The sequence below is a fragment of the Reichenbachiella faecimaris genome (genome assembly GCF_900176375.1).
In the GTDB taxonomy this organism is placed as follows: Bacteria; Bacteroidota; Bacteroidia; order Cytophagales; family Cyclobacteriaceae; genus Reichenbachiella; species Reichenbachiella faecimaris.
In genome coordinates, this window is the sequence record NZ_FWYF01000001.1 from 907729 (window position 1) to 920823 (window position 13095).

The following is a 13095-nucleotide window of genomic DNA, read 5'->3' on the forward strand; positions in this document are numbered from 1 at the left end:
TGATTTCCATCAAAATAGTTATCAAAGATGACAGGAGGTAGTATGCCCAAACTAGTAACAAGATGAAGGACCAATCAAAAACACATCAACCTCACACATCGTCCTACACAGGCGTTACATTTCATAAGCTTCGGATCATTTACGTATATTTTTAGCTCATATCGTATCAAACTTATCGTTTCATTATCGTATATTTACGGATCATATCGTATCATTTTAAATGAAAGTATGCAATTTTGAATTAGATTTTAACTGGGAACTGGTCAACAACATCAGCAAACTGGATCGATTTGATGCTTCCTGGAATTCAATCGAAAAAAGAGAAGGTCAAAGCCTTAAACAGCTAAAGTCTATCGCAACTGTCAGAAGTGTTGGTGCTTCTACACGCATTGAAGGATCGAAGATGAGTGATGAAGAGGTTGATATTTTATTACGGAATCTTTCTATCGACAAATTAACCGAAAGAGATAAACAAGAGGTCGCTGGATATTTTGAAGCTTTAGATATTATTTCGGAATCATACAATGACATACGAGTAACAGAAAACGAAATAAAAAACCTTCACAATATCCTTTTGAAATATAGCGAAAAAGATCAATGGCATAAAGGTGATTATAAGCAGCACAGTAATAATGTGGAAGCAAATTTACCTAATGGTACCAAACAACTGATTTTTGAGACAACTCCTCCTGGTTTTGAAACAGATGATGCAATGAGGTCTCTATTCGAATGGTACAATAGAGATACTCAAACACACCAACTCGTCAAAAGCGCTCTTTTCTCCTACGAATTTGTTTCCATTCACCCTTTTCAAGATGGCAATGGCAGACTGAGTAGATTATTAGCCAGTCTACTCCTTCTAAAAGGCGGGTATAAATGGATTCAGTATGTCAGTTTCGAACATGAAATTGAAAGTCGAAAACCCGAATATTACAGAGAATTAAGAAGCTGTCAAGCCCAAAGGCCAAATGAGAATGTAACAACTTGGATCAATTTCTTTTTCAGTGTTTTAATGAATATTCAAGAACAGCTTTTGGCCAAACTGGAACAAACCGGAACAACTTCAAAATTGTCCCCACGAGAAAAGTCAATATTGGCATTCATTTCAGACCATGCAGGATGCAAATCAGGAGACATTGCTAAAAATCTTGACATTCCAAACCCTACTGTTAAACGTGTACTTAGTGATTTGCTAAGTTTGAATTTAATCGAACGTCATGGAACCGGTCCTGGAACAAATTATTCTTTACTGTAAAAACAAAATGTAACAAACGATATAGCACATGCCTCTAATGAGCAGTTGGACAGTGATTGAATAAACCGAAAACTTTAAGGATATTTGAAAGTCCAAGGTACATGCCATAGCTGGACGTCATGGTCAATTAGATTCAGCAAAGAAATAAATCAACCAGTTTTTCATACACTGTCAAAAAAACCTGGAACTTATCTACAGTACATTTAGTTAGGCGTGTGTCCAGCAGTTCGAGACGAAAGATCAACCAATCTGTCCATGTCGCGTTGGGCATAGTTTACATTAATACGAACCATTGATTTCCATCAAAATATCAAAGAAAACCATAATGAAAAAAGCGCTTTACATTTTCTTTCTACCTTTAGTTCTCCTGTCTGCATGCCAGCAAAGCAAACCCTCAGAAAATCAGAAGCAGGCCACTGTTCAATTTCAAAACAAAGGCCATGAACTGATCTATGGTATGGTGGAGAGAACTGGAAGTTATCAAGACCTTTTGGACAAAAAAGATGTGGTGTACACCTACACGTACCAAACACCAGATGGTAAGACAGACGTTTCTTCAGAACAATACATTTTTGATGGGGAGTTGTCCATGGGCACTTACCTCAAGCATGAAAGAACCTTACCGCAATTGGATGGTGCCTTTACTCAAGGATACAATGGCAAAGAGTTCTGGCTCAAACATCAAGAAGTATACGTGAAAAATGAAGAATTTATGAAACGCGTTCAGTTCAACAGAAAGACAAACTTCTACTGGTTTGCCATGTTTCAAAAATTACTCGATCCAGGGCTGAATTATGAACATCTTGGCAAAAAACTCATTGGAACCAAAACCTACGATATTGTGACTATCACCTTCAACTCCGAAAACGGTAAACCTACTGATACCTACCAAGTTTATATCAACCAAGAGACATCACTGGTAGATCAGTTTCTATTTACAGTGGCGGACTTCAATATGATGGAGACCCCATTGCTCATGCAGGTAGAATATGAAGAGATAGACGGTCTACCGATACCCAGCCAGAGAAAGTATAAAAGATCCACCTGGGATGCCGAAGTAAGTGATGCACCTTGGGTCATTGTGACTTGGACTGACATCAAATTCAATACTGGACTTAAACGAAGCATGTTCGATAAGAATTGAATTAATAATCAGATCTATATTTATCTGGTTTATCAAATCATTGAAATACTACCCGACTCGTGCATTTGTAACAAGAGACTCTCCCCTGGTCTAATTAGGACTTCAACTTGTCCCAAAGCATACCTCCTTTGAGTTTCAGCTTGTCCATAGTGCTCATGTTGGTCAGCTGGGCGAGCATCTTTTCCTTGATCAAATCAATGGCCTTTAGTGGTCTTACCATCACCTTGAATTCCGTGATTTGGCCTGCATCACTCCAGGTGATCAAGTCTATGCCATCTATCAGAATCCCATCAATTTCCGCATTGAATTCCAACATGGCATTTTGCTCTTGAACTATTTTTTTGATGTATTTGAAATAAACTGCCTCATTAAACATTTGAAAAGCAGCAGTCAGGTACATCAGGGTCAAGCGCCTTCCCTCTTGCGGCTTGAAAACAATGGGAGAATGAAACACGCAATTATCATCAATGATCTGCTCTAATAGACTGATGTCTTTGGTTTCAAGCATTTGATGCCACTGGGCTAAAGGTGATTTGTTCATTAGACTAAGGTAAATGGTTTTTGGGTCACTAAAAATCACCATTCATGTAAAACTAATAACGGCACAGTTGCATCTTCGTAATAGCAGTTAATCAAAAAACTCAACACTCATGCTAACAGACTATATCAAAGTAACACTCAGAAGCCTATCCAAGAATAAACTCATTTCATCCATCAACATACTAGGCTTGGCGATCAGTTTGTCTGCCTTTATATTTATTACCCTTTATATCAAAAAAGAACTCAGCTATGATACAGGCCACCCCCATGCTGATCGACTGTATAGAATAGCCGAAATCATCAAGAGCGACAACTTTACGGAAAACTCTGCCAGCTGTCCGCCAAACACAGGTAAGTTTTTACTCAAGGACTTTCCAGATGATATCGAATACATGACCAGATTTTTCGATTTTCAGAACCCCATCGTCACCATCCAACTCGAAAATCAAGAACTGTACAATGAAAAATATGTCTACTTCACAGACTCTGCTGTTTTCGATATGATGGATTTCGAATTGATTAAGGGCAATAAGGAAACGGTGCTGGATGCACCCTGGAAAACTGTAGTATCCGAAGCAATAGCCAAAAAATACTGGGGAGAGGAAAATCCAATTGGAAAAAAAATTACCAGAGTAGGTTTTCAAAATCAATTTGAAGTGACTGGGGTATACAAACAAAATTCAGTATCACATATCAAAACGAACATATTGCACTCGTTTGCCACAGTAGATGCCTTTCCATTCTTACAACAAAACTGGGTATGGAATCCAGCATGGACATACATCACCTTGAAAGAAAATGTATCTGCTAAAAACTTCGAAGCCAAATTTCCTGAATTTATAGAAAAATACTACGATCCCAGATCCAAGGATGGGACTTCACATTATTTGATCCCTATAGAAGACGTGCATTTGAAATCTCATTTGGAATTCGAAATGGCACCCAACAGTGACATCAAATACGTGTACATCTTTGCTTCATGTGCTGTCTTTCTGTTGATCATTGCCATGGTGAATTTTGTAAATCTCTCTACTTCTTATTCTCTCTTGCGAGGAAAAGAAATTGGTGTCAGAAAGGTCACTGGTGCCACCAAGAGTCAGCTCATCATTCAATTTTTAGCGGAGTCTATCATTATTGCTTTCATTGCCTATTTTATTGCGCTGGGCATTTCCTTTGTATCTATATCTTACTTAGAACCTTCCTTAGAAATTGGCGTTGGCGAGCTATTCAATTTGAAGATGCTTTCTATCATGACGGGCATTGTATTTCTGATTGGCTTTCTGTCAGGAGTCTATCCAGCCTTCTTTATTTCATCGTTTGATCCACTGGTGGTATTCAAGGGCAAAATGATCTCACAAGGCAGTGGAAAGGTTCTGAGAAAAGTATTAGTGATTGCTCAATTCACGATTGCTATTGTACTCATCATATTCACTTATGTGACCTATAATCAATTGGCCATGATGAACAACAAAGACTATGGCTTTGACGCAGATAAAATCATGGTACTGGACGTGGCGAATACCAGAATAGGACAAACCTATGACGCCTTCCGAACCCAGCTCATGAGTAACGTGGCCGTTGAGAATGTGACGGTCATGAGTGATATTCTGGCCGTCAACAATAACAATCATGAATTCAACCATGAAGGCATGGCTGCAGGTGTCTGGAACTACTATCCGGCATTGGTTGTAGATGAGGAGTTTGTATCTTCTTTGGGAATGGAAATCATAGCCGGGAGAGACTACTCAGTGAAATACGCCAGAGAAGACTCTATGTCCATGATCGTAAACAAAACACTGGCTAAGACATTGGGCTATGCCAATCCAGAAGATGCCATTGGTCAAAGAATGGTGTCGAGAGGAGGTAACGAGAAAATCATAGGCGTGGTGGAAGATTTCAATTACAAATCCTTGCACTCTCCCATTGGCCCCTTTGCGCTGGACATCAGGAGAAACAGGCAGAATAACAATGGCAATTTCTTCACTCGTCATATTGCGATCCGATTGAACAATACAGATCAGGCAACATTGACCCATCTGGAAGAAGTATGGAAAAAGAACGTCAACAATGTCCCGTTCACTTACAAAATGCTGGATGATGAATTGAGAAAACTGTATCAAGAGGAAAACAATATGGGTTCTATTTTGGGCACCTTTGCGATACTTACAGTAATCATTGCATGCTTAGGACTATTCGCTCTGGCATCATTCATTGCGCAGCAAAAAATGAAAGAAATAGGTATCAGAAAAGTACTAGGAGCCAATTTCTTGAAACTGTTCTATGTTGGCTACAAAGAGCAATTCATTTTGATTGTTATTGCATTTATTTCTTCCATTCCTATTAGTTATTATTTCGTAGAAGGCTGGCTAGATGATTTTGCCTACAGAATCAATATTGGCGTTTGGCCTTATGTATTGGCAGGCACATTGGCCATTGTCATTTCTTCAGTTACTGTATTAAGCAACTTTTACAAGGTGATTATATCTAATCCTTCCGAAGTATTGAGGGATGAATAAAAAAAGGGTCAGTGAATAGCTGAAAATAAAAAGGTCGTCTAATTGAAAAGGCAGCCACTCAATCTTGGTGATGGCGAAGCTCATTTGATCATTTACAAATCTCCCTAATGATTGGATGACTTCGCTTTTTTATGTTTTCTATCCTGATATTGCCTATTGTGAATGACCTAGAAAATGAGTAACTTATTACCCACCAAAATTCTACTAGCCATGGTCAAAAGTTATCAAGGAGCCCAAATTGAAAAGGATACCTCAGTCGAAACACAACCCGTATCAGTCAGTGATTATATGTCCACCAGACTCATCACTTTTCACCCAGAACAATCTATGATGGAGGTAGTAGACCAACTCCTTAAACATCGAATCTCTGGAGCACCTGTGGTGAACGATCAAAAAGAATTGTGCGGAGTGATATCAGAAGGAGATTGTTTAAAAGAAGTAGTCAAAGGCAAATACCACAATCACCCAATCATGGATGGTAAAGTAAAAGATCACATGGCTCAAAATGTGATTACCATCCTTCCAGGTACCAACATTTTCGAAGCCGCCAATATGTTTTTGGAAAAGAAAATCAGACGGTTTCCTGTTTTGGATGAGACAGGTAAATTGGTAGGGCAAATCAGTCAAAAAGATATTATGCGTGCAGTTAAAAATATAAAAAGCGAGAACTGGCGATAGCCAATACTCGCTTTCATTAAGTATTTTTGGATTACTTCAACTGTGACAGCCCCACAAATACTTTGTCTAAAATAGCCTCATCCTTGAAATAACCTCTTTCATTATCTGAGGAATGAAATACCCATTCCCCTTCCATTTGATATCCATCAAATAAAATTGTTTGACCATTATTCAAATCAATAGCTGCTGACATCACTGGTACTGCCAATTGTTTTTCCTCATCCATAAATTGTTTGCCAGATACATAACCCAATCCGTTCAAGTATTTGGTCACGGAAACAGAATCTGTAGACTGACCATTGGCCATCCAAGTCTCTCCCACTCGCTCTAACCTAAAAGATGAGTCTGATGGATAGTTGAAAGTAACAGAAGCCACAGAATCTTTTTTGATTCTAGCCAATACCTGATCACGATAAGCTGATGGATCTGAGGACACTGAGAATCCCATGAAGTCTTTAGCCACGTACACTTCTTGGTCTTCAAAGAGCCTCACAAATGTATGATAGGCTTGCTGGCCTTCCATGCCAAATCTTCCAATTACCAAATCCAGCGTCTGGTCTCCACCTTCATATACCTTCACTCTGGTGCCAGTAGAATCTACCTGATAGTCTTTCCATTTAGCCTCTGATTTAGTAGCCATTCTGGAAGGTTTGATGCTCAACAGCGCATATAGTGCATTGTCTACCGCAGTCGGACTGGCCATTACTTTTTTGCCGTTGGCAAGTGTCAGTTCCCATTCGCCTTGCACTTTGTCAAGCTGCACATTTTTATGGTCTGGTGCTTCCACACTGATCTTAGTCACTTTCGCCGTATCAATCTCAACCAGCTCAGTCCTTAGCGATTTGCTCTTGCTTCTGTTTCCAGAAAAGTCCACCACAAAATAGATGAGACATAGGGCAATCAATAGCCCAACTAATTTTCCATTAGATAATTTCTTCATTGCTAACTGATTAAAATTTTCCTTCCATCCATTTTTGCTTCTTACTCATATACTGCTGTCTGCGAATGAATGCATAAACAAATACCAACAAGATTGGAATCACTACGTTGCCGTATTTGATCATTTCACGTGTTCCATCCTCCACAGCCTCCAATGGTCTGTTCGTAATCCCTTTGGTTCTCAAATCAATCAGTCCAGTATCGTCAGATAGCCAGTCGATCGCATTTGATGCGAAGTTAACATTATCCTCACTGATTTGTTGGGGAGGATTTCCATTGACAATGAACTGGCCGTTAGCAATCACCACCAATTTGGATTCTTGATTACCTGCCAATGCACCTTCCAAGGCTACAGCCAAAGTCTGTGTTCCTTCTCTAAAATCATTTTCAGTCCACCTTTTTTGAATATCAAGGCCAGAAGGCGTAGGCGCCAGACCAGACATTTCTGAAGTCAACATCAAAGGACTGTAAGTCATTGTGGAATCATTCCCTGTATAGTTAATAGCGCTGACAAATGGAAGCATGAGAGACTCCAAGCCACTGGTCGTTGGGTGTTCTGGAAAGTCATTGACCATTGGAAAATAAGGAAATTTCAATTGTGAACGATAGGTAAAAACCCCATTGTTTTGTTGCACACTGACAGAACCACTTTGTGCATCCACGACAAATTGGCTCCCTAAATTCAAATTTTTATTTCTCAACCAGCCTTCTAGCCCAATATCATTGGCTTTGCTCAATCGGCCACTTTGCAGGTCACCATTCATATTGGAATATGCTAAAAACACAGCGCCTCCTTTACTCATGAAATCATCTATTTTGGAAAACTCCATGGCGGAAATCGTGTCACTGGGATTGATGATGGCCAAAGTACGGACATAAGAAGGTACTTCAGTTTTTTCTTTCAAATTGATAGTTTCTACTTCGTAAAGCACAGTAAGCTGTTGTGCAAGTTGAGCTACTTCTTGCAAAGAAGGTTCTCCATGGCCTTGCAGCAAAGCCACTTTAGGTTTATCAGTGACAGCAAGTTTCTTTATAGAAGTGGTCAGACCATACTCCATGTCTACACCAGGCTGAACTACTGGGATAATCTCCTTTTGATCACCCATCATTAACACAGCTCCCATATAGGCTTTCAGTTGCTGGACTTGATCTTTTTCAGATACATTGATGATGATGGGTTGAATACCACTTTGTTGTGCCTCTGCTTCGAGTGTTTCATCTTCATTGGGACTGATGAACTCATAGACAATATTGCCTCCACTCCTGTTTTCATATTCTAGCAATAGATCTTCGAAATCCTGTCGATTGCTAATCAGCTGTGTTGGCAGGTCTTCCGAAAAATAGGCTTTTACAGTAATGACATCATCCAGATTGGTCAGTATATCATCAGTAGCCTTACTCAAAGTATAGCGCTGATCTTCTGTAAAATCTAATCGGAAATATAGTTTCGAAGAAATCATGTTTACCACTACCAAAATGAGTGCAAACACCATTAATCTGATTATTACAGTATTTTTCTTCATGTTCTTAATTCTTTATGCTTTTTGTTCTTCTTCAGATTTAGGATTGCCAATTGCGTCTTGACAACATCGCTTGTGCGAAGGTCAACCCTACGCCAATCACAGAAAAGAAATAAATCAAATCACGGCTATCTATTACACCTCTAGACAAGGAGTCGAAGTGTGTTCTCATACTTAGATAGTTCAATACATTACCAATACCACCTCTGAAGGTGAATCCCATAATATCAAACAGTAGTTGAAAGAATATACCTACTAACAAGGCAATCAAAAAAGCTACAATTTGATTATTGGTGATAGAACTAGCAAATAAGCCAATACTGATGTAACCCGCCGACAACAGCAACAAACCCATATATCCACCAATCATGGCGCCATGATCTACAGATCCCAGTTGGCTCACTGTTGCATAATATGGAATCGTGCAGGTCAGTGCTATGACTACCAGTAGTAAGCAGGCCATAAATTTGCCAGTTACGATTTCCCAATCTGAAATTGCTTTTGTGCTCAAGAGCTCAATGGTGCCAGATCGGGTTTCCTCTGCCAACATCTTCATAGTCAGAGCTGGAATAAAGAAAAACAGCGTCCAAAAGCCGATCTGGAAGAATACCTGCAGATTGGCCTGCCCCATCAGAAAAACATTGTTGCCTGTAAGCCAGGTAAAGAATCCTGTGAACCCCAAAAACATGATGATGATTACATAGGCAATCAACGAATCAAAAAATGAGGCTAATTCTCTTTTGGTGATAATCCAAATTTTGTTCATTTCTTACGTTTTTAGTTCGTTAAATCTCTAAATACATCCTCCAACTGGGTCTCAATACCAGTCATCTCCAGGAGGTACCACTTTTTGCTCACACACAAATCGAAAATGGCTTTTCGTGATTCCTTTTCAGGCTTGCTCTGCACTGTAAATATTCCAACTTTTCCGTCTATGGCAGTTACCGTCTCTACAGAAGCCAGTGCAAGCAATTCCTTCTTCACTTCTTCGTCCTCAGCTTCTATGCTCACATGGAGTAGCTCCTGTCCTTGCGATTGCTTGCGCAAAGTTTCTGATGATCCATCTGCGACAATACGGCCTCTATTGATGATCAAAATTCGATCACAAGTGGCCTCTACTTCTGACAGAATATGAGAACTCAGAATAACTGTTTTCTCTTTACCTAGTTTCTTAATCAGTTTTCTAATTTCGATAATCTGATTAGGATCAAGGCCTGTAGTAGGTTCATCCAGAATTAAGACCTCAGGGTCGTGAATCATAGCTTGTGCCAAGCCTACCCTTTGGCGATATCCTTTGGAGAGTTCATTGATTTTTTTGTGCTTCTCTAAATCCAATCCACACATCTCGATCATTTCAGCGATTCGAGTAGAAATTTTGGATTTTTCTACCCCTTGGATTTCTGCAGCAAAGCGCAAATACTCCACAATGGGCATATCCGTATACAGTGGATTGTTCTCTGGCAAATAGCCAATCTTTTTCTTTACTTCTTCAGGTTGATCCAGAATAGACAAGTTGTCCAATCTCACATCGCCCGAACTTGGAGACATATAGCAAGTAATCATTTTCATGGTTGTACTCTTCCCAGCGCCATTGGGTCCAAGAAAACCTACTACTTCTCCCGTTTTGATTTCAAACGAGATGTTGTTTACTGCTTTTTGTTCTCCGTACTTTTTGGTCAGATTTTCAATTACTATCGACATGTACTAAAACAGATTGAGTTCAATATTTTTTAAACTGAGTCCGCAAGTATAGAAAGTGAGTTTTAAATTTTCAAGAAATGAAAAATGGATGATGTTAAATTTTGTTAAGCTCGCTTCTGGAGCAACCCTGATAGGGTTTAGAACCCTATCAGGGTTCCAATACATTTACTCAAACCAACTTTTGGCCACAATATGTGCAATCCCCGTTTGCGTATGATCCAATGCGTGCAACCAACACCCTTCTTGTTGATCAAAATAAGACTTTGACACAAACGCGTCTCCATATTTGCCTTCGTGCTTGAAAGTAATATCTATTTTTTTCAGGGTGTGATGCTCAAGATATTCCCCTCCCAAACTGTCCAAGATCCATTGGTAGTACTTGATGTTATTGACGTGATCATTGATATCCATATCAAACCATGAGACCTGAATATCTCTGGATCTCTCAGTTCGTTTCTTGTCGTATTTTACCTTATGAATAATTGGAGCCACATTATTTCGATCCACTACAAAATCAGCTGCTTTGATATCATCAGGAATGGCAATCAATTTCCTTTCATTGATATCCATCACCAACCAATTGGAAGTGGCTTCTACCAGCAGTTCTCCACCTGGACCCCAAACTCGAAAATCACGTTTGGTGAAATACTTATCCATATCAGCTGGCCAAGTCTCGACTTTAATTTCTTCTTTGTGAACAGGCAGTCGATAAATTTCTAGTTTCATCCTATTCATCACCCAAGTGATGTTGTTTTCCATCAAATCAACAGTAGAGAAGCCGAGTGCAGTCGCATTGGACCAAGCTGCTTCCTGCATGTGATCTAGCAAATTTGGGAGTTTGATAGTCTTATGCTTGGTACAGTCTTTTGATGAGACCAGTACCTGATGATAATAGATGGAATCTTCCATTTGGGTTGATGTGGTTAATGAAGTTGAAAAATAATTATTCAAAAACTAATTATTGGTCTATCAGACAATTTTCCAACCCCTATTCAAGTGGCTCTGAAAGAGTTCTGGCAATTTTTTGTTTTCGTATAAGAATGACAACTGAAACTTGAGCAAAAAGATTACTCCTACCCCAGATTTGTACATAAAAAAACCATCCCGAAAAGTATCGAGATGGTTTCTTGAGTGTAAGCGTGATGCTTATTATTTTTCTTCTTTGTCTTCCTTCTTAGTAGCAGCTTCGGCCGCCGCAGCTTTTTTGGCCGCTGGCTTTTTTGCAGCAGTTTTCTTAGCAGCTGGTTTTGTATCTTCTTTAGCTTCAGCGTCCTTTTTTGGTGCAGCCTTTTTCTTAGGAGCAGCTTTTTTAACTGGCGCTTCTACTACAGCAGCCTCAGGTGCTTTCGTTTCTTCTTTAGCAGCTTTTGGTGCTTTAGCAGCAGATTTGAACCCTTCTTTCATTTGCTCAATATCTACTTGCTTGATCACTGGCGTAGCGCTCAATCTTTGGATTGTAGCTACTTTACCCTTTGCAACCACTTTATTTCTTCTTCCTTTTCTTTTTAATCTTGTTACAGCCATTGTTCTGCTATTAATTTTCGAGGTGCAAATCTATACTAATTGATTTTTAATTCAAAGTGGAGCTTTAGGTTATTTGAATTATTTCAGTATTGATTTCAAAAGACATAAAAAAGCCGAATCACACAGTAGCAATTCGGCTCCTTTTTGAGTTCAAAAACTCTTAGACCGTTTCTCCTGCTTTATTTTCTGTATTCATAATTTCTGTCTGACGCTTGATCGAATTGTCATGGATCAATTCATACAAATGCTTGACAAACTCTTCTTTCAGCAACACATTTTTACCTTTCTGAATACGATCATTCATGATCTCTTCATATCTATTGACTTGAAGGATGGTAATGTTGTGTTCCTTCTTATGAAGAGCGATCTCTTCTGCTACTTGCATTCTGGCCCCCATCACTTCAAGCAGTTCGTTGTCGATTTTATCAATTTTAGATCTCAACTCCTTCAATCTCAATTCGAAATCTACATTTTCAGTGGCAGGTTCCCTGATGATCAGACGATCCAAAATACCAGCCAATGTTTTAGGAGTAATCTGCTGTTTGGCATCACTTAAGGCATTGTCTGGATCGATGTGAGACTCAATCATGATCCCATTCATTTGCATGTCAAATGCCTTTTGTGAAATCGGCTCAATCAATGTTCTGTTACCTGCAATGTGACTGGGATCACATACGATTGGCAATGCAGGAATGATTCTTTTCAATTCAATCGGAATCTCCCAAGACGGATCGTTTCTGTACTGTGAACCACTCATTGGCGAGAAGCCTCTGTGAATGCCTCCTAGCTTGGTGATACCTGCCTGATTGATTCTTTCCAAGGCACCAATCCACAATTGCAAGTCTGGGTTAATTGGGTTTTTTACCAATACTGGCACGTCATATCCTCTCAAAGCATCTGCTACTTCCTGTACGGCAAATGGATTGACTGTAGTGCGCGCACCCACCCAAAGAATGTCCACACCAAACTTCAAGGCCAACTCTACATGCTCAGCTGTAGCTACTTCTACAGCTGTTAATAAACCAGTTTCTTCCTTGGCTTTTTTCAACCACTTCAAACCAACCACTCCGATACCTTCGAAAGCGCCTGGCCTAGTTCTAGGTTTCCAAATACCTGCTCTCAATACTTTGATATTGGTGTGCTCTTTCAGTTGTCTGGCTGTTTCCAACACCTGCTCTTCGCTTTCTGCACTACAAGGTCCAGATATCACTAAGGGTTGGTCGAGTCCTTCGATCCAATTTTCCAGTGGGGATAAAGTTAATTTTACGTCCATGTCTT

12 protein-coding genes are annotated in these 13095 nt (G+C 39.5%); 4 read left to right on the plus strand and 8 right to left on the minus strand.

The window, feature by feature from the left end:
- The first annotated feature begins 220 nt into the window (after nt 1–220).
- Together B9A58_RS03850 and B9A58_RS03855 are read left to right on the plus strand one after the other, a co-directional pair.
- Complete coding sequence (locus tag B9A58_RS03850) at nt 221–1255, plus strand: Fic family protein (protein ID WP_084371098.1); 1035 nt, start codon at nt 221–223, stop codon at nt 1253–1255.
- Between the two features lie 325 nt (nt 1256–1580).
- Nucleotides 1581–2399 (plus strand): DUF6503 family protein, encoded by an 819-nt coding sequence (locus B9A58_RS03855; RefSeq protein WP_084371099.1) that lies wholly within the window; start codon nt 1581–1583, stop codon nt 2397–2399.
- 94 nt (nt 2400–2493) lie between these two features.
- On the opposite strand, the gene B9A58_RS03860 is transcribed toward B9A58_RS03855, so the two are convergent.
- Nucleotides 2494–2940, minus strand: coding sequence for a nuclear transport factor 2 family protein (locus B9A58_RS03860; RefSeq protein ID WP_084371989.1), 447 nt, complete (start codon nt 2938–2940; stop codon nt 2494–2496).
- Between the two features lie 109 nt (nt 2941–3049).
- Between B9A58_RS03860 and B9A58_RS03865 the strand changes: the two genes are divergently transcribed.
- On the plus strand, nt 3050–5455 hold the full coding sequence (locus B9A58_RS03865) for an ABC transporter permease (protein ID WP_084371100.1): 2406 nt from the start codon (nt 3050–3052) through the stop codon (nt 5453–5455).
- Between the two features lie 174 nt (nt 5456–5629).
- Nucleotides 5630–6133, plus strand: a complete 504-nt coding sequence (locus B9A58_RS03870) for a CBS domain-containing protein (RefSeq protein ID WP_317042049.1) — start codon at nt 5630–5632, stop codon at nt 6131–6133.
- Between the two features lie 31 nt (nt 6134–6164).
- Here the strand turns inward: B9A58_RS03870 and B9A58_RS03875 are convergent, their stop codons facing one another.
- The 7 genes from B9A58_RS03875 to B9A58_RS03905 form a co-directional block, all read right to left on the minus strand.
- The gene (locus tag B9A58_RS03875) at nt 6165–7073 is read right to left on the minus strand and encodes a DUF4340 domain-containing protein (RefSeq protein ID WP_084371101.1); all 909 of its coding nucleotides are present in this window, start codon (nt 7071–7073) and stop codon (nt 6165–6167) included.
- Between the two features lie 10 nt (nt 7074–7083).
- A complete protein-coding gene (locus B9A58_RS03880; RefSeq protein WP_084371102.1) occupies nt 7084–8595 on the minus strand; it encodes a GldG family protein in 1512 nt (503 codons plus the stop codon).
- Between the two features lie 37 nt (nt 8596–8632).
- The gene (locus tag B9A58_RS03885; RefSeq protein ID WP_084371103.1) at nt 8633–9358 is read right to left on the minus strand and encodes an ABC transporter permease; all 726 of its coding nucleotides are present in this window, start codon (nt 9356–9358) and stop codon (nt 8633–8635) included.
- 11 nt (nt 9359–9369) lie between these two features.
- Nucleotides 9370–10293 carry an ATP-binding cassette domain-containing protein gene (locus B9A58_RS03890; protein WP_084371104.1) on the minus strand — a complete coding sequence of 308 codons (924 nt, stop codon included), beginning with the start codon at nt 10291–10293 and terminating at the stop codon, nt 9370–9372.
- A gap of 165 nt (nt 10294–10458) precedes the next feature.
- Complete coding sequence (locus B9A58_RS03895) at nt 10459–11202, minus strand: acyl-[acyl-carrier-protein] thioesterase (RefSeq protein WP_084371105.1); 744 nt, start codon at nt 11200–11202, stop codon at nt 10459–10461.
- A gap of 240 nt (nt 11203–11442) precedes the next feature.
- A complete protein-coding gene (locus B9A58_RS20310) occupies nt 11443–11817 on the minus strand; it encodes a hypothetical protein (protein ID WP_084371106.1) in 375 nt (124 codons plus the stop codon).
- A gap of 160 nt (nt 11818–11977) precedes the next feature.
- Complete coding sequence (locus B9A58_RS03905) at nt 11978–13090, minus strand: chorismate mutase (RefSeq protein ID WP_084371107.1); 1113 nt, start codon at nt 13088–13090, stop codon at nt 11978–11980.
- Between the last annotated feature and the right edge of the window lie 5 nt (nt 13091–13095).